The 21,419-nt window shown below is 65.2% G+C and carries 18 protein-coding genes; 8 read left to right on the top strand and 10 right to left on the bottom strand.

Annotated features, from left to right (window positions below):
- The first annotated feature begins 5 nt into the window (after positions 1-5).
- The gene (locus tag HZZ16_RS13165) at positions 6-1,097 is read left to right on the top strand and encodes a HupE/UreJ family protein (RefSeq protein WP_197948973.1); all 1,092 of its coding nucleotides are present in this window, start codon (positions 6-8) and stop codon (positions 1,095-1,097) included.
- Between the two features lie 16 nt (positions 1,098-1,113).
- Here the strand turns inward: HZZ16_RS13165 and HZZ16_RS13160 are convergent, their stop codons facing one another.
- On the bottom strand, positions 1,114-1,797 hold the full coding sequence (locus HZZ16_RS13160; protein ID WP_197948879.1) for a GntR family transcriptional regulator: 684 nt from the start codon (positions 1,795-1,797) through the stop codon (positions 1,114-1,116).
- Positions 1,798-1,938: 141 nt separating this feature from the next.
- Between HZZ16_RS13160 and tcuA the strand changes: the two genes are divergently transcribed.
- Positions 1,939-3,330, top strand: a complete 1,392-nt coding sequence (gene tcuA / locus HZZ16_RS13155; protein WP_197948878.1) for an FAD-dependent tricarballylate dehydrogenase TcuA — start codon at positions 1,939-1,941, stop codon at positions 3,328-3,330.
- Positions 3,317-4,417 carry a tricarballylate utilization 4Fe-4S protein TcuB gene (gene tcuB, locus HZZ16_RS13150; protein ID WP_197948877.1) on the top strand — a complete coding sequence of 367 codons (1,101 nt, stop codon included), beginning with the start codon at positions 3,317-3,319 and terminating at the stop codon, positions 4,415-4,417. Before tcuA ends, tcuB begins: the two co-directional genes overlap by 14 nt.
- Before the next feature lie 27 nt (positions 4,418-4,444).
- Here tcuB and HZZ16_RS13145 read toward each other — a convergent pair whose 3' ends face one another.
- Both HZZ16_RS13145 and HZZ16_RS13140 read right to left on the bottom strand, forming a co-directional pair.
- Entirely contained in the window at positions 4,445-7,849 is a 3,405-nt protein-coding gene (locus tag HZZ16_RS13145; RefSeq protein ID WP_197948876.1) for an acyl-[ACP]--phospholipid O-acyltransferase, read from the bottom strand.
- A gap of 332 nt (positions 7,850-8,181) precedes the next feature.
- On the bottom strand, positions 8,182-8,448 hold the full coding sequence (locus HZZ16_RS13140; RefSeq protein WP_197948875.1) for a hypothetical protein: 267 nt from the start codon (positions 8,446-8,448) through the stop codon (positions 8,182-8,184).
- Positions 8,449-8,499: 51 nt separating this feature from the next.
- On the opposite strand from HZZ16_RS13140, the gene HZZ16_RS13135 reads away from it, so the two are divergent.
- Positions 8,500-9,120, top strand: a complete 621-nt coding sequence (locus HZZ16_RS13135) for a TetR/AcrR family transcriptional regulator (RefSeq protein WP_197948874.1) — start codon at positions 8,500-8,502, stop codon at positions 9,118-9,120.
- A gap of 8 nt (positions 9,121-9,128) precedes the next feature.
- On the opposite strand, the gene HZZ16_RS13130 is transcribed toward HZZ16_RS13135, so the two are convergent.
- From HZZ16_RS13130 to HZZ16_RS13120, 3 genes are all read right to left on the bottom strand, one after another.
- The gene (locus HZZ16_RS13130; protein WP_197948873.1) at positions 9,129-10,439 is read right to left on the bottom strand and encodes a GGDEF domain-containing protein; all 1,311 of its coding nucleotides are present in this window, start codon (positions 10,437-10,439) and stop codon (positions 9,129-9,131) included.
- Positions 10,440-10,681: 242 nt separating this feature from the next.
- Positions 10,682-11,986, bottom strand: a complete 1,305-nt coding sequence (pncB, locus tag HZZ16_RS13125) for a nicotinate phosphoribosyltransferase (RefSeq protein ID WP_197948872.1) — start codon at positions 11,984-11,986, stop codon at positions 10,682-10,684.
- A 99-nt stretch (positions 11,987-12,085) separates the two neighbouring features.
- Positions 12,086-13,006, bottom strand: a complete 921-nt coding sequence (locus HZZ16_RS13120) for a LysR family transcriptional regulator (RefSeq protein WP_197948871.1) — start codon at positions 13,004-13,006, stop codon at positions 12,086-12,088.
- A 100-nt stretch (positions 13,007-13,106) separates the two neighbouring features.
- Here HZZ16_RS13120 and pcaH point away from each other — a divergent pair, with 100 nt between their 5' ends.
- Together pcaH and pcaG are read left to right on the top strand one after the other, a co-directional pair.
- On the top strand, positions 13,107-13,895 hold the full coding sequence (pcaH, locus tag HZZ16_RS13115) for a protocatechuate 3,4-dioxygenase subunit beta (RefSeq protein WP_197948870.1): 789 nt from the start codon (positions 13,107-13,109) through the stop codon (positions 13,893-13,895).
- A gap of 5 nt (positions 13,896-13,900) precedes the next feature.
- Positions 13,901-14,527, top strand: coding sequence for a protocatechuate 3,4-dioxygenase subunit alpha (pcaG, locus tag HZZ16_RS13110; RefSeq protein WP_197948869.1), 627 nt, complete (start codon positions 13,901-13,903; stop codon positions 14,525-14,527).
- Positions 14,528-14,551: 24 nt separating this feature from the next.
- On the opposite strand, the gene HZZ16_RS13105 is transcribed toward pcaG, so the two are convergent.
- Together HZZ16_RS13105 and HZZ16_RS13100 are read right to left on the bottom strand one after the other, a co-directional pair.
- Positions 14,552-15,160 carry a LabA-like NYN domain-containing protein gene (locus tag HZZ16_RS13105; RefSeq protein ID WP_197948868.1) on the bottom strand — a complete coding sequence of 203 codons (609 nt, stop codon included), beginning with the start codon at positions 15,158-15,160 and terminating at the stop codon, positions 14,552-14,554.
- A gap of 348 nt (positions 15,161-15,508) precedes the next feature.
- The gene (locus HZZ16_RS13100; RefSeq protein ID WP_197948867.1) at positions 15,509-16,414 is read right to left on the bottom strand and encodes a helix-turn-helix domain-containing protein; all 906 of its coding nucleotides are present in this window, start codon (positions 16,412-16,414) and stop codon (positions 15,509-15,511) included.
- 51 nt (positions 16,415-16,465) lie between these two features.
- Between HZZ16_RS13100 and pobA the strand changes: the two genes are divergently transcribed.
- A complete protein-coding gene (gene pobA, locus HZZ16_RS13095; RefSeq protein ID WP_197948866.1) occupies positions 16,466-17,638 on the top strand; it encodes a 4-hydroxybenzoate 3-monooxygenase in 1,173 nt (390 codons plus the stop codon).
- 214 nt (positions 17,639-17,852) lie between these two features.
- Here pobA and HZZ16_RS13090 read toward each other — a convergent pair whose 3' ends face one another.
- Positions 17,853-20,003, bottom strand: a complete 2,151-nt coding sequence (locus tag HZZ16_RS13090) for an adenylate/guanylate cyclase domain-containing protein (protein WP_197948865.1) — start codon at positions 20,001-20,003, stop codon at positions 17,853-17,855.
- A 20-nt stretch (positions 20,004-20,023) separates the two neighbouring features.
- Positions 20,024-20,695, bottom strand: a complete 672-nt coding sequence (locus HZZ16_RS13085; protein WP_197948864.1) for a hypothetical protein — start codon at positions 20,693-20,695, stop codon at positions 20,024-20,026.
- Between the two features lie 414 nt (positions 20,696-21,109).
- On the opposite strand from HZZ16_RS13085, the gene HZZ16_RS13080 reads away from it, so the two are divergent.
- Positions 21,110-21,379 carry a hypothetical protein gene (locus HZZ16_RS13080; protein ID WP_197948863.1) on the top strand — a complete coding sequence of 90 codons (270 nt, stop codon included), beginning with the start codon at positions 21,110-21,112 and terminating at the stop codon, positions 21,377-21,379.
- Positions 21,380-21,419: the final 40 nt, after the last annotated feature.

The following is a 21,419-nucleotide window of genomic DNA, read 5'->3' as shown; positions in this document are numbered from 1 at the left end:
CGGCGATGGGGCGGGATCATGAGTGGCCGCTGCTGCTGTGGCTTCAGGTCCTGCTCTGCCTGCCGGCTGAGGCACATGAGGTCAACCTGGTCACGGCACGGCTGGCGCTGAGCCCCGATCGCACGGTGAGTGCCGAGCTCGGATTGAAGGGCAGTGATGTCGATCGGCTGATCGGCACGAAGATTTATGATGCGAGACGGGACGCGGTCGATCCTGCCGCCGTCGAAGCGGCCAAGCCCGCGATCCTCGCCTATATGGTCGCGCATTTGGCTGTTACAGGAGGTGCCAGGGCCTGCTCCGCCGGAAATGCAGCGATCCTGGCGGACGGTGACGGCATCATCTATCGCAACAGCTTTGCCTGCGCGAACGTGACCGGCGACATCGTCTATCGCTCCAACGTGCTGACGGAGAAAGACAGGACCGCGCGGCAGGTGGTGCTGATCGCGCAGGGCAGGTCCGAGACGCAGGCCTTGCTCGACGCCGACAACACGACGGTGACCCTCTCGACGGCGCCGCCGTCGCTGTCCTCTACGATGCAGCGTTATCTCGTCACCGGCATCGAGCACATCTTCCTCGGCTACGATCACATCGCATTCCTGGTCGCGATTGTCTTGTGGGCACGCCGGCTCTTGCCGGTCGTCAAGATCGTGACCGCCTTCACCATCGCTCATTCCCTGACGTTGTCGCTGGCGGCCCTGAACGTCCTGGTCATCCCGACCGGCATCGTTGAGCCCGCGATCGCGGCTTCGATCGTGTTCGTCGCCGTCGAGAACTTCTTGTCGCGCGAGGTCGACCGGCGCTGGCGTGTGGCTTTTCTGTTCGGTTTGATCCACGGTTTCGGCTTCGCCGGCGTGCTTCGCGAGATCGGGCTGCCGTCTGATGCGATCGCTCCGGCGCTGGCCGCCTTCAATGTCGGTGTCGAGATCGGGCAGATCGCGATCGTCGCGCTGATGTTGCCCGCGCTTGGCTTGTTGGACAGGCTGACCGCGGTCGGCCGGGAGGAGCCGGAGCGGGCGGCGGGGCTGGTGTACACAATGTCCGGCGCGATCGGTCTTCTGGGCGGATATTGGCTGCTGACGCGTGTGTTCGAGGCGTGATCGCGTCGGCGATAGCCTATTGCTTCTGCAACAGTTTCAGCCGGCAGCGCAGCGCCTCGCGGATATGCGCGCGCGCGAGCTGCTCGGCCTTGTCGCCGTCGCGCGCGGCGATGGCTGCAATGATCGCCTGGTGCTCGCCGTGACTCGTCTTAGGACGGCCTGTGACCGCGAAAGTGGTCGGGCCGAGCAGGGCGATCCAATCCTGCAATTCCCGCGAGGCGTTGTCGAGATAGCGGTTGCGCGCCGCGCGGCAGATGGCCTCGTGGAAGGCGCGGTTGAGCCGCGCCATCTCGGCTGCGTCGGTCGCGGACGCCTCGACAAAGGCCTGCTCGATATCGCGGAGCGCGTCGATCTCCGGCGCTGAGGCGTGCTCGGCGGCGAGGCGCGCGGCGGCGCCTTCCATGATCTCACGCATGGCGTAGAGCTCGAGCACCTCGGAGATGTCGAGATTGCGGACGATCAGCCCGCGGCCACCGGCAGGGGCGACGAAGCCGCGTGCGGCGAGCCGGCCAAGCGCTTCCCGCACCGGCGTGCGGCTGACCTTGAGCCGCTGGGCGACCTCTTCCTCGCGCAGGCGGTCGCCTGCGCGATAACTACCGGCCTGGAGCGCCTCGCACAGCGAGCGGAACACCGCCTCGCCGAGCGCAACGCCGCCGCCGCGCACGATCGTTCCTCCTGAATTTGCCGGGCGTCTCGCCATTGTCCCTCGATGCGTCTTCCTGCCCAGAGATGCCGCTTGCAACTAATGTCTCTGTATACAAAGGTGCGCAATGGCGGATCGGCCGGATCGAGGCCGCTTGCGGGAAGAATGTCTCCAATTTGGCCGCATCGGGCAGACGGGATGAGCAGCAAATACGACGTGCTGGTGATCGGCGGCGGCAATGCGGCCCTGTGCGCGGCGATCAGCGCGCGGCGCGGCGGCGCCTCAGTGCTGGTGCTCGAGGCCGCGCCAAAATTCTACCGCGGCGGCAACACCCGCCACACCCGCAACATGCGCTGCGCCCATGACGCGGCGACCGAAATCCTGACCGGCCCCTACAGCGAGGAGGAGTTCTGGGAGGATCTGCTGCGCGTCACCGGCGGGCAAACCGACGAGGTGCTCGCCCGACATATGATCCGCGAATCCAAGGACATCCTGAACTGGATCGTGGAGCACGGCGTGCGCTGGCAGCCCTCGCTCGGCGGCACGCTGAGCCTCGGCCGCACCAATTCCTTTTTCCTCGGCGGCGGCCGGGCGATGCTGAACGCGCTTTATCTCACCGCCGAACGGCTTGGCGTCGCCGTCGAATACGACGCCGAGGTGACCGATCTCGTGATCGAGGACGGCATGTTCCTCGCGGCGCGCCTCAAGCGGCCAGTCAAGGGCGAGACCGAGATCCGCGCGACGTCATTGGTTGCCGCGGCCGGCGGGTTCGAGGCCAACATCGAATGGCTGAAACAATATTGGGGCGAGGCCGCCGACAACTTCCTGATCCGCGGCACCCCCTATAACCGCGGCTCGGTCCTGAAGATCCTGCTCGACAAGGGCGTGCAGGAAGTCGGTGATCCCACCCAATGTCATGCAGTCGCGATCGATGCCCGCGCGCCGAAATTCGACGGCGGCATCATCACCCGCCACGACTCCGTCGTGTTCGGTATCGTCGTCAATAAGCATGCCCAGCGCTTCTACGACGAGGGCGAAGACATCTGGCCGAAGCGCTACGCGATCTGGGGCCGGCTGGTGGCGGCGCAGCCCGACCAGATCGCCTACATCATCTTCGATTCCACGGTCGTCACCAGCTTCATGCCGACGCTGTTTCCGCCAATTGCCGGGCAGACGATCGCGGAGCTCGCCGGCAAGCTCGCGCTCGATCCCGTCGCGTTGGAAAAGACCATCACCGAGTTCAACGCCGCGGTGCGGCCCGGGACCTTCGACCACACCATTCTGGATGATTGCGTGACCGAGGGCATCACGCCACCCAAAACGCACTGGGCGCGCAAGATCGAGACGCCGCCTTATCTCGCCTATCCGGTGCGGCCCGGCATCACCTTCACCTATCTCGGCACGCGTGTGAACAAGGAGGCGCGAATGCTGATGAAGGACGGCAAGCCGTCCGCCAACATGTTCGCGGCCGGGGAGATCATGGCCGGCAATGTGCTTGGCAAGGGCTATGCGGCCGGCATGGGCATGACCATCGGCAGCGTGTTCGGGCGGATCGCAGGACGGGAAGCGGCGAAACATGCACGGAACTAGAATTTTGGACGAAGCCGACCGTCTGATGACGGTCTGCAATTCCTGCCGCTATTGCGAGGGCCTGTGCGCGGTATTTCCCGCCATGGAGATGCGCCGCGCCTTCTCCGACGGCGATCTCAACTATCTCGCCAATCTCTGCCATTCCTGCGGCGCCTGCTACGTCGACTGCCAGTTCTCGCCGCCGCACGAGTTCAACGTCAACGTTCCCAAGACGCTGGCGGTTGCGCGAGCGGAATCCTATGCGGCCTATGCCTGGCCGCGTGCGGTATCCAGCGCCTTCGCGCGCAACGGCCTCGTCATCAGCATCACCGCCGCGCTCAGCATGGCCGCCTTCATTCTCGGCTTCGCCGCCTTGAATGACAGGAGCGTGTTGTTCGGTGTGCACACCGGCCCCGGCGCCTTTTACAAGCTGATGCCGCACAATGCGATGGCCGCGCTGTTCGGCGCCGCATTCCTTTACGCTATCCTCGCCCTCGTGATGAGCGTGCGTGCCTTCTGGCGCGACATCGGCACGCCGATCGGCGGCCGCGCCGATGGCGGCTCGATCTTTCAGGCAATCCGCGACGCCGGCGAGCTGCGCTATCTCGATGGCGGCGGCGTCGGCTGCTACAACGAGGACGACAAGCCGACCGACCGGCGCAAGCTCTATCATCACCTGACCTTCTACGGCTTCTTGCTGTGCTTCGCAGCGACGTCTGTTGCGACGCTCTATCACTATCTCCTCGGCCGCGAGGCGCCGTACCCGTGGTGGGACCTGCCCGTGGTGCTCGGCACGCTCGGCGGCATCGGCCTGATCGTCGGGCCGATCGGCCTGCTCGCCGCCAAGATGTGGCGCGATCCGGCCCTGCTCGATGAGTTCAGCTACGGCATGGACGTCGGCTTCATCGCCATGCTGTTCCTGACCGGCGTCACTGGCATGCTGCTGTTGGTGCTGCGCGAGACCGCCGCGATGGGGCCGCTGCTCGCGCTGCATCTCGGCGCCGTGTTCGCGTTGTTCATCACCATGCCCTACGGCAAGTTCGTGCACGGCCTTTATCGTTTTGCCGCGCTGGTGCGCTACGCGCAGGAGCGGCGGACGGCGGCGTGACCCGCGCGCCGCCCGTCTCGGAACCTCTTACGCCACCTCGCGCTCCGGCGCCGACGCCTGCTCGCGAGCCATCGTCGTCGCGGTGACATAGTCGGTCTTGCCGGTGCCGAGCAGCGGCACCTTGTCGACCACCATGATCGCCGCGGGCACGGTCAGCTCGGAGGCGCCGATCGCCTTGGCCTGGGCCTGCATCGCGCTGCGCTCGGCGTTCTTCTCCGTCGTCAGCAGCACAATGCGCTCGCCCTTGCGCTGGTCGGGGATCGAGACCGCGACCGAGCCGGCCTGCGGCCACAACGCCGCCGCGATGGCTTCGACCGCCGACAGCGAGACCATTTCGCCTGCGATCTTGGCAAAGCGCTTGGCGCGGCCCTTGATGGTGATGAAGCCCGCGGAATCGATCGAAACGATGTCGCCGGTGTCGTGCCAGCCATCGGGGAGCACTTCGAGCACGCCGGGATTTTCGGCCCTGAGGTAGCCGAGCATCACGTTGGGGCCGCGCACCGAGAGGCGTCCGCCTTCCTCGATGCCCGGGACCGGATCGAGGCGGCTTTCCATCAGCGGCGACAGGCGCCCGACAGTGCCGGGGCGATTGGCCATCGGCGTATTCATCGCCAGCACCGGCGCCGTCTCGGTGACGCCGTAGCCTTCGAGGATGCGGATGCCGTAGCGCTCCATGAACACCTGCCGCGTGCGGTCCTTGACCGCCTCGGCGCCGGCGATCACCAGACGCAGGGTGCGGAAGTCGTAAGGGTGCGCGGAGCGGGCATAGCCGGTCAGGAATGTGTCTGTGCCGAACAGGATCGTGGCGCCGGTCTGGTAGATCAGCTCGGGCACGATCCGGTAGTGCAGCGGCGAGGGATACATGTAGATCGGAATGCCCGCCAGCATCGGCATCATCATTCCGCCCGTGAGTCCAAACGAGTGGAACACCGGCAGCACGTTGAACACCTTGTCGTTGGCATTGGCGTCGACCCGCGCCAACGCCTGCGCCGCGTTGGCGAGGATGTTGCGATGGGACAGCACCACGCCCTTTGGCGTGCCTTCCGAGCCCGAGGTGAACAGCACGACGGCGGGATCGTTGGCCTGGCGGGGCACGCGCGGCGCGGTGCCGGCGAGCAGGCCCTTGATCTTGTCGGCGATGCCGATCGAAGCGCGGACGTCCTCGAGATAAACCACGCGCGCCTCGGCCGAGATCGCGGCCATCAGCTTGTCGAGCTTGCCCTTCTCGATAAAGGCCTTCGAGGTCAGCACGGTCTTGACCTGCGCGGCCTTCATGGCGGCGAGCACGTTGACCGGGCCGGCCGAGAAGTTGAGCATCGCCGGCACCCGGCCGATGTTCTGTAGTGCCATGAAAACGACGGCAACGCCTGCGGAGTTCGGCAGCAGCACGCCGACATTCTCGCCGACGGCGGTGCCGCTTTCCAGCTTCCGGCTCAGCACCTGGGCGCCGAGGATCAGCTTGCGATAGGTCAGCTTGGTGCCGAGCGCATCCTCGATGATGACCTTGCCGGTGTCGCGGTCGCGATAGGCGTGTCCGAGTGCTTCGAACAGCGTGTGATCGAGCATGGCGTTCTTGACGAGGGCGTCAATCATGACGTCCTGCAGCGCGGCGCCGGCGGCATTGCGGCGTGCCTTGCCCTTGAGCGTTTCGTCGACCGGAAGCTTGACCGGCGGCAGGATCGTGACCGTTACGCGCGGAAACCAGGACCGCTTGATCTGGCTGGAGTTGAGATAGCTGAGATAGGAGCGCTGTGCGCCTTCGATCCGGACCGGCACGACCACGGCGTCGGCCTTGTCCGCGATCATCGCGGTGCCATCATACACCTTCATCAGCGAACCGGAGACGGTGATCCGTCCTTCCGGGAAGATCACGACGGGCTCGCCCGCGGCGACGAGCTTGATCAGGTCGCGCGCGGCCAGCGGCTTGGTCGGGTCCATGGTGTAGTGCTTGACGACGCGCAGGAACGGCTTGGCCCACCAGGCCTTGGCGATGCCGGTATCGACCGCAAAGCTCGCGTCGATCGGCAGCACGGCGTGCAGCAGCGGGCCGTCGATCAGGCTGACATGGTTGGGCGCGATCAGCATGCGCGTCCCCGGAGGCGGCAGATTCTCGAGCCCGCGAATCTCAGTGCGGAGCAGGGCGCGGAATAGCAGTCCGCCGAAGTCGCGCACGCCTTCCTTGCCCCACTTGGTCAGCACGAACCACACCGCGCCGAAGCTGGCGACGCCGAGGCCGAAGAAGATCCAGCCGATATGGAGACCGGCCGCCTGCAACAGCGCGACGAACAGCGAGCCGACCACCATGAAGGCGGCCTGCAGTACGTTGCCGGCGGCGATGATGCGGGCGCGCTCGGAAGGTTCCGACCAGGCCTGGACCGCGGCAAAGGACGGAACGACGAACAGGCCGCCGCCGAACGCGAAGGCGACGAAGTCGGCCAGCATGCGCAAGCCCGCGAACGAGGTGGCGAAGCCGAGCGCGGTGACGTCGTGACCCTTGGCGGTCACGCCGATGGCCCAGGCGAGATCGAGGCCCGCAAACCCCATGATGATGGCGCCGATCGGCACCAGCGCGAGGTTCGGGCGAACATGGCTGAGGCTGGCGGCAAACAGCGAGCCTATCGCGATGCCGATGGCGAAGATGGCAAGGCACAGCGTCACGACGCCCTCGGTGCCGCCGACCACCTCCTTGATCAGCGCCGGCAGCAGCGACAGCACGATGGCGCCGACCAGCCAGAACCAGGAGACGATCACGGTGCCGTCCCAGAGCCGTCGGTCGGCGTAGAGCGTCCTGAGCAGGCTCACCGTCGAGGTCCAGGGATTGGCGTCGACGGGCAGCTCAGGCGCGGAAGGCGTCGTCTGCGGAATGCGGGATGCGAACGCCCAGGACAACACAGCCAGCACGACCACGGCCGATGCGACCCAGCCCATATGCGCGGAGCCGGCGACGAACTGGCCACCCGCGACGGTGCCGAGCAGGATCGCCATGAAGGTTGCGCCCTCGACCAGCGCGTTGCCGGTCGCGAGCTCGCCGAGCTCGAGCTGATCCGGCAGCATCGCGTATTTCACGGGGCCGAACAGGGCGGCGATGGTGCCGAACAGCGCGAGCGCGGCGAACAGGAGCGGCACCGAATGCAGGAAGAAGCCGGCAGCGGCGAAGCAGGCTGCGAAGATCTCGACGAATTTGAGCCGCCTTGCGACGACGGACTTGACGTATTTGTCGGCGAGCTGGCCGCCGAGCCCGGACAGGATGAAGTAAGGGAAGATGAAGACGGCGCCTGCCACCGTCACCAGCGCATCGCCGTGGCCGGTCGCGGCACTGTAAAGCAGGATGATGACGAGTGCATTCTTGAGCACGTTGTCATTGAGCGCCGAGAAGAATTGCGCCCAGAACAGCGGCGCGAAGCGGCGTGACGACATCAATTCCCTGATCATGACTAGTCCTGTTTTGGCAAGGCAGACTGAGGTTGTTAAGTTGTCTAACGAAACGTCACGACCGGAATCGCATGGGGCGAAGGATTTGCGCGGCAACGAAGTTGCTGGCCTGCTCCGTCCCCTCGGTTCCTCCGATCCTGTTGGTCTCCAATTGGTATCGTTAGGTTCGCGAATATCCGGTCGAGGCCGCGTCGGTGAGATCGCCGGGGCGACAAGCAAAGCTGAGCCGCCTCATGTTGACCAGCGGATCGCCCGCGAATGTCCGGACAAAGTGAGTTCTTCCTTGCGACCAGATCCGGGATTCGAATTTCAGCGGCACGGCTGCACCCGTCTCAGGTGAGATGGGCGAGGTGGCGAAACGGCGAGAGGCGGCCGAGCAGGCTGAACCGGCGCCGCTCCTGACGCGCACGGGCGCGATTGGCCCGCCACATCCGGAAGGTCGCCCGGCGCTCGGCGAGCACGCCGGCGACGTCGCAGGCATTGGCGATGCGATTGATGGGCGCCATGGCGAACCGCAGCAGAGCCCGGCCGAGAGCGGTCGCGAGGGCGGCGGCGTCATCGACGAAGGTGGCGGCGATATCGAGAGCAAGGGTTTGCATTTTCCAGGTCTCCAGGTTAAATTGAACAATGTTCACATGAGTAGCTTGAGAATGAACAATGTTCAAGAAGAATCGCTGCGGGACCAGAAAAAATTTCGGCGCCGGCTCCAGATCGTCGAGATCGCCCGCGGCATCATCTCAGCTAGGGGACTGAGATCGCTGAAGGTTCGGGACGTGGCGGAAGCGGCCGGCTGCTCGGTTGGCAGCGTCTATAACGAGTTCGGCGACTTCGACGGCGTCATCCTGACGGTGAACCGGGAAACGGTTCAGGCGCTCACGGCCCGGCTCCGGGCTGTTCCTGCCGAGGATCCGGTCCGCCAGCTCTATGGGCTCGCCGAGACCTATCTCGACTTCTTCGCCGCGCACGCCAATCTGCTGCACTCCCTGTTCGAGCATCGGATGGAGGACGATCGTCCCTATCCGGACGACATCCTCCAGATGGTGATGGATGCCTTCGCGCTGATGCATCCACCCCTGGTGCGGCTATTGCCGGATGCTGACGACGTGAAGATCGCGCTGCTGTCGCGCACGCTGTTTTCCGCCGTGCATGGCATCATCTCGCTCGGCCTCGAGGAGCGCATGGTGGCCGTGCCGTCGCAGATGCTGCGCCAGCAAGTCGAGCAGTTCGTCGAGACGCATCTCAGAGGACTCGGAATTCTGCCCCTGCGGTGACGACGCCATTACCCTCGTGCAGCGAGCGCCTCGCGTGGGCGTGGCGCAACGACGACAACGTCCGATCGCCCGTTCTCGACCTGAACGCGGTTGCGGCCCTTTTCCTTAGCGCGGTAGCAGGCCGCATCCGCGCGTCGCATCGCATCCTCGAGCGTGATGTTGCCGTCGGCGATGCAGGCAACGCCGATGCTGGCGGTCACGGCAAAGCAGCGGTCGTCCCAGGCGAAATTGAACAGCTCCAGCGACCGGCGCAGACGCTCGGCGATGTCGACGGCATCGAAGGGCGAGCATTGCGGCAGGATCAGGCCGAATTCGTCACCGCCGAGCCGGGCCACCAGATCATGCGCATGCCGGTCCTGCTGCAGCAGGCGCGAGACCTCGCGGAGCAGGCGGTCGCCGGCGAGGTGGCCGCAACTGTCATTGACATTCTTGAACTGGTCGAGGTCGAGCAGGATGAGGGCGAGCGCACCCGCTGCGCCATTGTCCAGCTCAGCTTGCAGGCGCGCCTCGAAGGCGCGGCGGTTGGAGAGGCCGGTCAACCAATCGTGCGATGCCTGCCAGGCCAGACGCTCCTTCTCGGCATGCAAGGCGTCTTCGAATGACTGCCGCTGCCGCACCAGCCGGCGCGTATGCCAGATCAGGAGCAGGATCAGCATTGCTGCGGTGAGGATGTTGATGCCCGTCAGCGTCAGCTTGATCGCCCGGGATCCTTCACCGAGGACGGTGGAGAACCGCTTGGCGTGCACCGTGAACTGGGCATTGAGCTCCGACAGCCGCGACGACAGGAATTGCAGGCGGTCGTGCTGAATGGGACCTTTCTCCAGCTCGGATCGGATGACCTCTCCGAACACGCTGAGCTCCAGCAGTATGGGATCGGTGGCGGCCCATTCCCTGATCGCGTCCCGGAGGAAGCTGACGCGATTGAAATAGCGGAACAGCCAGATCAGTCCCGGGACGTCATCCGGATGGTTGCCGCCTTGCAGAAAGCCGATGCGGGCGGCCTCGACGTCGACCGGATCGCGCTCCAGCGCCCAGCGCGCGAACTCGTCGCCGATGGGAACGGCGAGCGAAGCCTGATATTGCGCGAACTGACTCGGTTCGCCCGAATGCAGGTAGAGATTGAGGAAATAGACCGCGTTCTTCTGCGAGCGTGACCAGAGTGCTTCGCCCGCGACATAGGCGCGGACCGACGACATCACCTCGAGACTGAATCCGGCGATCGCCGCCTGCAGCACGACGACCATCACGAAAGGCGAGACGAGCTTGATGACGTGAAGGAGGTTGCCGCCCTCCGCCGACGCCGCTGTTCTGCGAAACACACTGGTCCCCAAATCGATCGACGCGCCCTGCAGGGCGTTGCGCCTGCAACGCAAAGTAGACGAGTTGGTTGCTTAACTCGACCTGAAACGTGCGGAGAACTCCGTCGCAGGGTGAAGCCGTTCTGAAGCAGGCGCCCGCAAATCGCTTCAAATGCCGGCGAACGGGCAACTGGCGCGGTATCAACGAACGATGCCGCGCATTCGTCGTGCGCGATTTACTCGATGGAGAGTTTGGCGAGGCGCTACACCAGCACCGGCTTGCGCACGCGACCGGCGTCGCCGAACACGCGCAGATAACGCTCGATTTCCGAGGGCAGGCCGGTCGCCTTCTCCGGATTGTCGGAGAGCTTGACGGCCGGACGGCCGTCGACCGATGAGACCTTGCAGACCAGCGAGATCGGATCGAGGCTGATGGAGCCGTCCGGCGTGCAGCCGACGAAATCGTTGGTGAGATTGGTGCCCCAGCCGAAGGAGAGCCGCACGCGCCCTGCGAAATGGCGATAGGTGTCCTCGATCGAGCCGACGTCCATCGCGTCCGAGAAGACGAGCAGCTTGTCCTTTGGGTTGCGGCCCTGCTTCTGCCACCAGGCGATGATCTCCTCGCCGGCCTGGATCGGCGGCGCGCTGTCGGGGCGGAAGCCGGTCCAATCGGCGACCCATTCCGGTGCATCGCGGAGGAAGGCCCTGGTCCCAAAGGCGTCGGGCAGCGCGATCAGGAGGTTGCCGCCGTAAGTCTGACGCCACTGGTCGAGAATGCGGTAGGGCGCCCAGCGCAATTCCTCGTCGTCCCTGGCGAGCGCGGCTGCCACCATCGGCAGCTCGTGCGCGTTGGTGCCTATGGCTTCGAGATCGTTGTCCATCGCGAGCAGCACGTTGGAAGTGCCGATGAAGGACGGGCCCAGGCCTTCCTTCACCGCCTCGACGCACCAGCGCTGCCAGAGGAAGCCGTGGCGACGGCGCGTGCCGAAGTCGGAGAGCCGCAGGTTCTCGAGCTGGCGCAGCCGTTCGACCTTGGTCCACAACTTGGCCTTGGCGCGGGCGTAGAGCACGTCCAGCTCGAAGCGGCCGCGGCCCTTCATGGCCGCACGCGAACGCAGCTCGTTGAGGATCGCAAGCGCCGGAATCTCCCACATCGTGGTGTGGGTCCAGGGGCCGTGGAAATGCAGTTCGTACTGGCCCTCGACCTTGCGCAGCTCGTATTCAGGCAAGCGGAATTCCGCCAGCCAGCGGATGAAATCCGCCGAGAACATATGGGTCTTGCCGTAGAAGGTGTTACCGGCCAGCCAGATCAGCTCTTTCTTGGTGAAGCGGATGGTGCGGGCATGGTCGAGCTGGGCGCGCAGCTCACCCTCGTCGATGATCTCGGCAAGCCGCACAAAGCGCGAGCGGTTGATCACCGAAAAGGTCACCTTCTGACTCGGGTAATCCTCCCGAATCATCTGTAACATCAATAGTTTGTAGAAGTCGGTATCGAGCAGGCTGCGGATAATGGGATCCAGCCGCCAGCTGTGATTGTAGGTCCGGCTCGCAATGTCAGTCACTGTCATGAGGGGATTTTAGCGCGGCTCCCCCTGCGCAACCAGTGGGTTTGGGAAGGGCAGTCTTGCGAAGCGCGGCACCTGATATCGGGACATGAGGACGGCAGCTCAGAATTTGGCGGCGGTCGCCGCGACGGCCTCGAGCTGGCTCCTGACCCAGCGGTGGGCCGGGTCCTTCTGGTAGCGCTGGTGCCAGACCATGAACATCGGCAGCTCGGCCAGGGTCTTGGTGCGGGACGCCAGCGGGATTGGTGTTTGCGCAAAGCCGCGCATTACGCCGGACGCGAGCAGGCTCGGCATGCTCGCCAGCATCTGTGAGCCGCGCAGGAATGACGGCACGCCGGAGAAGCTCGGCACGGAGATCGCGATGTCGCGGTGGAGCCCGTTCGCTGCCAGCCGGCGGTCGAAGTCGAGCCGCTCATTGTCGGTATAGACCACGGTGATGTGACGCGCCGCGAGATAGGCATTGCGGCTGGCCGGCGCGGCACGTGCCTTGGGATCGTGGTAGCAGACGTAGTGATCCCTCAGCAGTCGTTTCTGTACGATGTCGACGCCGGACGGCGGCAGCGGCGTGATCATGAGGTCGCAGCGGTTCTCGCGCAGCATCGCGGGCGAGGGCGATTGAGAGGGGATCACGCGCAGATTCAGGCTCTTCACCTGTGCGGCGACGTGATCGAAGAACCGCGGCAGCAGCAGGTCGCGCTGGAAGTCGTTGGCCGCGATCGTCAACGACAGCTGTGCGCGGGCAGGCTCGAAGCTGACGCCGCCGGCGAAGCTGCGCATCTCGTCGATCAGCGCGCGTGCCTTGCCGGCCAGTGCCTGCGCATGGGCCGTCGCGACGATGCCGCGGCCGGACTTGGCGAACAGCGGATCGCCGGCGATCCGCCGCAGCTTGTTCAGCGCGTGGCTGACGGCGGATTGCGTCAGGCCCAGGCGTGTTGCGGCCGCTGTGACCGAGCCTTCCTCCAGTACGGCGAGGAACAGCCGCAGGGCGTGGCCGTCGAGCGCCAAATGATCGATTTCTTTCATGCAATATATTATAATCGATCTATTTATCTGTGGAATAGTCCGGCCCATGATCTCCCGATAAGCCGGCCCGATTCCGGGCTCCCAGGGAGAGACAACGCCGATGAATGCCCAGGCGCCAGCCTTGCGGGATCCCCGCCTCAACCGTCCCGAGCCCTTGCCGCCGCCGCTCGGCGACGGCGGCTTCTTCCAGCGCGACCGAGCGATCCATCCGCCGGTGCATGCGCCCGGCTACAAGTCCTCGGTGCTGCGCTCGCCGCGCCAGTCGCTGCTGTCCTTGGAGAACTCGATCTCGGAGATCACCGGGCCGGTGTTCGGGCACAATGATCTCGGCCCGCTCGACAACGATTTGATCCGCAATTACGCCAAGGACGGCGATCCCGTCGGCGAGCGCATCATCGTCCACGGCCGCGTGCTGGACGAGACCGGCCGGGGCGTTCCGAACACGCTGGTCGAGTTCTGGCAGGCCAATGCCGGCGGCCGCTATCGGCACAAGAAGGACACCTATCTGGCCCCGATCGACCCCAACTTCGGCGGCTGCGGCCGCGCTCTCACCGACGACACCGGCTACTACTATTTCCGCACTGTGAAGCCGGGCCCCTATCCCTGGCGCAACTACGTCAACAGCTGGCGCCCCGCCCATATCCACTTCTCGGTGTTCGGCTCGGGCTTTGCGCAGCGGCTGATCACGCAGATGTATTTCGAAGGCGATCCGCTGATCCCGGTCTGTCCGATCCTGACGACGATCCCCGACAAGGACGCGCTCGACCGCCTCGTGGCGCCGCTCGACCTCAACGCATCGACGCCGTTCGACTCGCTCGCCTACCGCTTCGACATTGTGCTGCGCGGCCAGCGCTCCACCTATTTCGAAAATCGCACAGCAGGGAACTAACGCCCATGCCGCAGCCGCTCAACTATCTTAAGGAAACCGCCTCGCAGACCGCCGGGCCCTACGTCCATATCGGCCTGATCCCGGCCATGGCCGGCTTCGACATCTTCGAGAAGAACTTTTCCAACGTGCTGGTGACGCCGAACACCAAGGGCGAGCGCATCACGCTGGAGGGCAAGGTGCTCGACGGCACCGGCACGCCGCTGCGCGACGTGCTGCTGGAGATCTGGCAGGCCAATGCAGCCGGCCGCTACAACCATCCCGCCGATCGCTCGGCCGGCGCGCTGGATGACGAGTTTCGCGGCTGGGGCCGCGCCGGCTCCGACTTCGACAGCGGCCTCGTCACCTTCGAGACCATCAAGCCGGGCGCGATCACCGACAGGACGGGGCGCAAATGCGCGCCGCACGTCAACGTCTGGATCGTCGCGCGCGGCATCAACATCGGCCTCAACACGCGGCTCTACTTCTCGGACGAGGAAGCGGCCAACGCCGCCGATCCCGTGCTCAACCTGATCGAGCATCCGGTGCGCCGCAAGACGTTGATCGCGACCCGCAGCGAGCGCGCCGGCAAGGTCGTGTACGCCTTCACGATCAATCTGCAGGGGCCAGAGGAGACGGTGTTCTTCGACGTGTGAATATCCGGCGGTCGTCTCGCAGGGTCACTCGACCTGGTCGTCGCGTTTGATGGTTCCGCGCGCGAGGAATTGCGGTTGCCGCAGCTCGCGCAATGCCGGGCGTTCGATCGGATCGCGCCCCAATTTTTGTCTCAGGTCTGCCAAGTCGATGAAGACGTCAGCCTGCCGGCGCAGGTCGTCGGCGATCATGGGCGGCTGAGTGGAGAGTGTGGAGACGACCGTCACGCGGACTCCGCGGCGTTGCAAGGCTTCCACCAGCGAACGGAAATCCCCATCGCCCGAGAACAACACGATTTGCTCGACATGCTCGGCGAGCTCCATCGCGCTTACGGCGAGGTCGACATCCATGCTGCCCTTCACCTTGCGGCGGCCGGTGGTGGCGTCGATGAACTCCTTGGTGAGCTTGGTGACGACGGTGTATCCGTTGTAGTCGAGCCAATTGATCAACGGGCGGAGCGACGAATATTCCTGATCCTCGATGAGTGTCGTATAGTAGAAGGCCCGGAGCAGCGTACCTCGGCTCTGAAATTCGCTGAGCAGGCGCTTGTAGTCGATGTCGAAGCCGAGCGCCTTGGCGGTGGCATAGAGATTGGCGCCGTCGATAAAGAGCGCGATCTTCCCAAACGAAGACATTATGCACAATCCTTGGTTCGACACGACAGCCGACGATCCAGCCGAAATGGCGCGGTGTGTCGGCCGGAAAATAACTGAAGGCGCCGATGGCTTTGCTGAAAAAGCGGCGCAGACGACCGGACAGGGTTGGCCGCCTTGCGCCGAGGTTAGGGAGGCTCCATGCCACCAGCGCCAGGGCGCCGAATGCTGTGACGCTAGGGCGAGGGCATGTCCCGCTCAATTGTACGGAGGTAAAGCGCCTCTATCCAAAGGATGGGGCGCACTATACGAAGGTAAGTGGCAACGAGAGCCATCGCGGTTCCGCGCAGCGCGTCGATCAGACGTGCGCGAGGTCCTTTGTCCGATGCTTCAGCCTGCGCCGTCATGGAGCCGGCCGCGGAAGGCGCGCGGTGAGACCCCCGTGGCGGCGGCGTAGACCCGGCTGAAATAGGCGGGGTCCTCGAAGCCGAGGGCGTAGGCGATCGTCGAGACCGGCAGGTTGGTGTAGACAAGGTTGCGCCGCGCCTCCCGGATCAGGCGGTTGAGGATCAGATGCGAGGCGGTATCGCCGGTCGCCGCCCGCGTGATCCGGTTGAGATGCGTCGGTGTCACCGACAGCGCCTCGGCATAGTCGGCGACGCTCCAGCGTTCCAGATGATGCTGCTCCAGCAGCGCCTCGAAGCGGCGGAACAACCCGCTTTCGGCCGTGCCGTTGCCGCCGCTCTCGCCCGTGAGCGCGCGTGCCACGAGCCCGATCATGGCCGACGACAAGGCGCGGAGCACATGCGCACGGCCGAAGTCGCGCGCGGCGTGCTCGGCAAAGATCTGCTTCATCGTGGCGCGGATCTGCGGCGTGCCGCGCACCACGGCCGACCGCGACAGCGCACCGCGCAGGCCCTCGGCGGCGAGCAGCGCTTCATCGAGAATCTCCGCGGCGATGGTCAACACCCACCCTTGCGTGTCGGGCACGAAGCGGAAGCCGTGGACGTGGCCGACCGGCACGTTGACGATCTGCATTGGCCTCAGCGGCACCACGCGCCCGTCGAGCGTCGCCTCGCCGCCACCGCGCTCGATCAGCAGCACCTGGTGCAGCCGGGCATGGCGGTGCACGGCCAGCGTCCAGTCGTGCAGCACCGATCGCGAGGCGATCGTCTCGCAATGCACGACATCGGGCAGATCGCCGGACTCGCCGAACAGATTGTAGACCCGGATTGCCGGGGCGGGGGCCGCGCTTCTCATGTTCGAATAGTACAAGACAATGGCGAAACCCTCCATCGGTCTGCGGCGTAGAATATGCAAAAAAAATGCCGACGGGAGGACGCAAAAATGAAAGTTCAGGTCTGTATCATCGGCGGCGGGCCGTCCGGGCTGCTCTTGTCCCAGCTCCTGCACCTCAAGGGCATCGACACGATCGTGCTGGAGAAATACAGCCGCGACCACGTGCTGGCCCGGATCCGCGCCGGCGTGCTCGAGCACGGCTTTGCGAAGCTGATGCGCGAGGCGCAATGCGGCGAGCGGATGGACCGCGAGGGTGAGATCCACCGGGGGTTCGAGATCGCCCATGACGGGGTGCTGTCCCATATCGACCTGCACAAGCATTCCGGCGGCAATTCGGTGCTGGTCTACGGCCAGACCGAGCTTACGCGGGACCTCTACGAGGCGCGCGACCGGCTCGGCGGCAAGGTCGTGCACAATGCCGAGGACGTCACGCCGCACGATCTGACGTCGGATCGGCCCTATGTGACGTATCGCTCGAACGGGCAGACGATCCGCGTCGATTGCGACTACGTCGTCGGCGCCGACGGTTTCCATGGCGTCAGCCGCAAGTCGATCCCGAAGGACGTGCTGCGCGAATATGAGAAGGTCTATCCGTTCGGCTGGCTCGGCGTGCTGTCGCGCACGAAACCGGTATCGCCCGAGCTGATCTACGTGAAGCACGAGCGCGGCTTTGCGCTGTGCTCGCTGCGCTCGCAGGTTCTGAGCCGCTACTACATCCAGGTGCCTTTGACCGACAAGGTGGAGGACTGGAGCGACGATGCGTTCTGGGCCGAGCTGAAGCGCCGCCTGCCGGACGAGGTCGCCGGCCGCCTGATCACGGGGCCGTCGATCGAGAAGAGCATCGCGCCCCTGCGCAGCTTCGTCGCCGAGCCGATGAGCTATGGCCGCCTGTTCCTCGCCGGCGATGCCGCGCACATCGTGCCGCCGACCGGCGCGCGCGGATTGAACAGTGCCGCGTCCGACATCAACTATCTCTACCACGCGCTGCTCGCGCATTATCAGAGCGGCGACGATGCCGGTCTCAAGGGCTATTCCGCCAAGGCGCTCGCCCGGATCTGGAAGGCACAACGCTTCTCCTGGTGGATGACGATGATGCTGCACCGCTTCCCCGACCGGATCGAATATGAGGATCGGCTGCAGCAGACGGAGCTCGACTACCTGCTCTCGTCCGAGACGGCGCAGCGTCTGCTTGCGGAGAATTATACGGGGCTGCCGTTCTGAAGCCTGCGAGTTTCGAGAGGCGCGATGCTGACGTTGGCGCTGTTCCTTCTCCCCTTGTGGGAGAAGGTGGCGCGAAGCGCCGGATGAGGGGTCTCTCTCCGCGGACTCATTGAGAGAAGTGTGCGCGGAGAGAAACCCCTCACCCGTCTCGCCGCTGCGCGGCGAGCCACCCTCTCCCACAACAAGGGGAGAGGGAAGTTGGTGCCCGCGGCCGCTACTTCCCTTCCAGCGTATTGACCGGTATCCAGTCCGGCGGCGGCGGAGTCTCCGTCAGCACTTTCGCACGCTTGGCGAACCGGGCTGCCGCAGGATCGATCTTCGCGATGCGGTCGAACGCATCGGCCGCCTTGGCAAACTCTCTTGACCGCCAGCAGGCCAGCCCTTCGGCATACGCCGATGCCAGCTTCGTCTGCGCCTCGCTCTCCGCGCCGGCTTCCGCCAGCGGCTCGAACACCCTGATCGCCTCGCCGCGGCCTTGCACCCTGATCGCGTCGAGCTCGCGCCAGGCGAAGCTATCGCCGGTCTGCGCCATCGTGGTTTCCGAGGCCATGATCGCGGTGCCGTAATATTTGTTGGCGCCCTCGAGCCGCGAGGCGACGTTCACGGTGTCGCTCATCACGGTGTAGTTGAAGCGACGCCGCGAGCCGATATTGCCGACCACGGCTTCGCCGCTGTTGAGACCGATGCGATGCGACAGGCCGTGACCGGCGAAGGCGGGATGGCCGGCATTGAGCTCGGCCAGCTTCTCGTGGCACTTCAGCGCGGCACGCACCGCATTGCGCGCGTGGGCGGGATCGTCGGCCGGTGCGCCGAACATGGCGACGATGGAATCGCCGATATATTTGTCGACGTAACCGCCATGGCTTTCGATGATGTCGGTCATGGCCGACAGATATTCGTTCATGAGCGTCACCAGCTCGACCGGCGTCATCGTCTCGGCGATCGAGGAGAAACCGCTGAGGTCGGAGAAGAACATGGTGACGTTGCGAGTCTCGCCGCCGAGCGCCGGCATCTTGCCGGAGGCGACCATGGTCTCGATCACCTCGGGCGCGAGGTAAAGCGCAAAGCTCTTGCGCAGGAAACGCTCGTCGCGGTCGGCCAGCACGAAGCGATAGCCGATCATGATCGCGAGCGCGGCAAGGCTGGCGAGCGCCGGCTCGGTCAGCGGCAGCGCCAAGGCATGGACGAATGCGCTGACGGCAACGACCGCGTAGACGATCGTGAGACCGAGCCAGGCGATCAGCGCGCCACTCGGCGCGAGCACGCCGGCCGCGCAAGCGATGATGGCCGCGAACGCGATCGTGAGAACGGTGCGCGCGGGCAAGCCGAGCTCGGTCACGGCATCGCGCTCGATCAGGTTCCGGACCGCAGCGGCGTGCACGAACACACCGGCGACGTCGCTGCGGGCCTTTTGCGCGGTGCCGGCGGCGACCGGCAGGGCACATCGTGCCGACGGCGTTCCGTCATGGCCGCCGGACAGCCGCATCGAGGTGAGCTTGCGGTCCTCGAAGTTGAGGACGGTCCCGAGCAGAACGACCTTGCCCTCGAAGGCGCGCCGGAAGAAATCGCGGTCGCCTTTTTCGACGCAGGCGCGCAGATCGGCAAAGGAGAAGGTCGGAACGTCGCGGCTGAGGCCGCGGAAATTGAGCGTCAGCGTGTTCGGCACGGCGCTCGGGATTGCGTAGCCGGATAGCCCGGCCGCTCCGGATGGCGCGATCTCGAGGCTGGCGCCGAGTGCGCGGGCGGCGAGCTCGACCGCCATGGCGGGCACCGGCTTGGCGTCGATATCGAAGGTGAGCGGCATCCGCCGGATGACATCGTCGGGGTCGGTGTGGACATTGAGCGCACGGACGTTGTTGCGCACCGCCAGCTGCTGCGCACGGTATGGCACTTCCGGATGGTCGTTGCTCAGGATCTCGCCGAGCACCAGCTTGCCGTTGTCGGAGATCTGTCGCAGCGCGATCAGATAATCCCGGTCAAATCCGCGCAAGCGGGCACCGAACGAAGACTCGCCAAAGGGAATCTCGGACTGCTCGATCGAGTTCTTGAAGATGACGTCGAAGCCGATCACCTTGGCGCCGCCGTCGCTGATGCTGCCGAGCACCCGCCCGATCTCCCGCGTCCAGGTCTGCGTCGGCGATCCCTTGAAGGGCGAGGACTCGTAGGTTTGTCCGTCGATGGCCACGACGACAACCGGCGATGCCGAGGGATCGCGGCGGTCGCCAATGAGCTTGCCGCGCAGGGCGGTGAGGATGTCGAGCGAGAGGCCTTGCAGCGTCTGCAGCGGCGGGGACGTGAAGACCGCGCCCGCGAGGAGCGCGATCAGGATCGCCGCAACGATGTCCCGTCCCCCGATCCGCCGCATCGCCCCGTCGCCAGGTCCGCCTATTCGAGCCGCAGCAGGCGGCCGATGATCGGGGTCGGCGAGGAGGTGGCGCTGGCGTCGATCTGGAAGGTGTAGCGTTTGGCACCGAGGATGGCGAGGTAACTGCCGCCCGGAGTCAGTGTCTTCCCGGCCTTGGCGAAATCATAGAACTTGCCGCCGCCGGTCATCGCATCGCCCTTGAGCGGCACGCTGATCGTGGGCTCCTTGTCGTCGGTGCGCTCGATCACCAGCGTGCCGCCGGCTTTGGCCTGCACCAGCGGCGAGACGCCATAAAGCGTCGGCAGCTTGGCGGGTGCGCCCTTGGCGTCCGAGCGCATGGTGCGGAACGTCGTCGCGGCGCTCTGGTTCGCTTCGCGCTCGGACAGTTTTGCCGCATTGGTATCGCAGGGCACCTTTTCCCGCTTCACCTCGCCCAGCTGCACGGTGCTCTGCTCGGCGCCGACCAGGACGACACCTTCGCTGATGGTCTCGCGCTGGCAGGATTTCAGGTAGCTGAGCGTGATGCTGGCCTTGGGGCCGAGCTTGATGATCTTGCCCGGCGCCACGTAATCCATGAACGCGATGCCGTCGACCTTGCCCTGGACGTCCTCGACGATCGCAGCGGGAGTCTCCGCCAAAGCGGGGGCCGCAAGGCAGAATGCGCCGACACCGGCGCCGATCAGGCTTTTCATGGGAATTCTCATCCAATTCGACGATGCTCTGGTGCCCGTCCTGGTTCGATGCCTAGCAGCAGGGCGCCGGGGCAAGTGTGACCAGAATCACTCTTAGTTCTTGGTGCCACTCTAGCAGGAACAGGTTCAAACCGGCGACCGGAGAAAAAACGGAGCCGCGGCAAGATGTTGGCGGGTTGATCGGGTCAGGCGGTCGGGACGGCGTCGGGCGGATGGTCCGCGTCTGGCGAGCTCGCCGCCGCAGTCTTTATACTGTGAGCGAGAGGCGCCCCGCTCCTCTGACAGGGAATCGTCCGCTGAGACGTCACATCGAGGCTGAAGGTCTGGTCGAGGCCACCACCTTCCTCGATCCCGTGGAGGCGCTGGCCTGCGCGCAGGAGCGCGCTTTCGATCTGGTGCTGGTGGACTACGCGCGTGAGTCAAACCACCCTGGACGGCAAGTATGCTCCCGGTCTGACAGCATTCTGGGAGTTCGCGGTCGAGCACTGGTTCGCCTGCGGACCGGTGCCCTCGTTCGAGTTCGGCACCAAGCTCAATCGTCCCGCGGCCGAGCGGGATGCTTACAACGAGGAAGAGGTCCTCACCTTCTTTGGCGCCCCTCCGTTCGTGGGTTGCAGGAGCATCGCGCATTGCTGGAATCCCGGCGACCCTACGTGCAGGGATATTTCTTCTGGGCCAACCTGATCGAGCTTCTCGCCGGCACCATATGACCTTGGCTCCGGGA

It is taken from the genome of Bradyrhizobium glycinis (assembly GCF_016031655.1).
In the GTDB taxonomy this organism is placed as follows: Bacteria; Pseudomonadota; Alphaproteobacteria; order Rhizobiales; family Xanthobacteraceae; genus Bradyrhizobium; species Bradyrhizobium glycinis.
This window is presented reverse-complemented; position numbering and strand designations above follow the sequence as displayed.

What these genes read in the sequence shown, in the direction of transcription:
- HZZ16_RS13140 (WP_197948875.1), bottom strand. Translation starts at nt 8,448, where the DNA reads ATGCAAACCCTTGCTCTCGATATCGCCGCCACCTTCGTCGATGACGCC.
- pcaG (WP_197948869.1), top strand. Translation starts at nt 13,901, where the DNA reads ATGCCGCAGCCGCTCAACTATCTTAAGGAAACCGCCTCGCAGACCGCC.
- HZZ16_RS13160 (WP_197948879.1), bottom strand. Translation starts at nt 1,797, where the DNA reads ATGGCGAGACGCCCGGCAAATTCAGGAGGAACGATCGTGCGCGGCGGC.
- pncB (WP_197948872.1), bottom strand. Translation starts at nt 11,986, where the DNA reads ATGACAGTGACTGACATTGCGAGCCGGACCTACAATCACAGCTGGCGG.
- pobA (WP_197948866.1), top strand. Translation starts at nt 16,466, where the DNA reads ATGAAAGTTCAGGTCTGTATCATCGGCGGCGGGCCGTCCGGGCTGCTC.
- HZZ16_RS13085 (WP_197948864.1), bottom strand. Translation starts at nt 20,695, where the DNA reads ATGAAAAGCCTGATCGGCGCCGGTGTCGGCGCATTCTGCCTTGCGGCC.
- HZZ16_RS13135 (WP_197948874.1), top strand. Translation starts at nt 8,500, where the DNA reads ATGAACAATGTTCAAGAAGAATCGCTGCGGGACCAGAAAAAATTTCGG.
- tcuA (WP_197948878.1), top strand. Translation starts at nt 1,939, where the DNA reads ATGAGCAGCAAATACGACGTGCTGGTGATCGGCGGCGGCAATGCGGCC.
- HZZ16_RS13120 (WP_197948871.1), bottom strand. Translation starts at nt 13,006, where the DNA reads ATGAAAGAAATCGATCATTTGGCGCTCGACGGCCACGCCCTGCGGCTG.
- HZZ16_RS13090 (WP_197948865.1), bottom strand. Translation starts at nt 20,003, where the DNA reads ATGCGGCGGATCGGGGGACGGGACATCGTTGCGGCGATCCTGATCGCG.
- HZZ16_RS13145 (WP_197948876.1), bottom strand. Translation starts at nt 7,849, where the DNA reads ATGATCAGGGAATTGATGTCGTCACGCCGCTTCGCGCCGCTGTTCTGG.
- HZZ16_RS13105 (WP_197948868.1), bottom strand. Translation starts at nt 15,160, where the DNA reads ATGTCTTCGTTTGGGAAGATCGCGCTCTTTATCGACGGCGCCAATCTC.
- HZZ16_RS13165 (WP_197948973.1), top strand. Translation starts at nt 6, where the DNA reads ATGGGGCGGGATCATGAGTGGCCGCTGCTGCTGTGGCTTCAGGTCCTG.
- pcaH (WP_197948870.1), top strand. Translation starts at nt 13,107, where the DNA reads ATGAATGCCCAGGCGCCAGCCTTGCGGGATCCCCGCCTCAACCGTCCC.
- HZZ16_RS13100 (WP_197948867.1), bottom strand. Translation starts at nt 16,414, where the DNA reads ATGGAGGGTTTCGCCATTGTCTTGTACTATTCGAACATGAGAAGCGCG.
- tcuB (WP_197948877.1), top strand. Translation starts at nt 3,317, where the DNA reads ATGCACGGAACTAGAATTTTGGACGAAGCCGACCGTCTGATGACGGTC.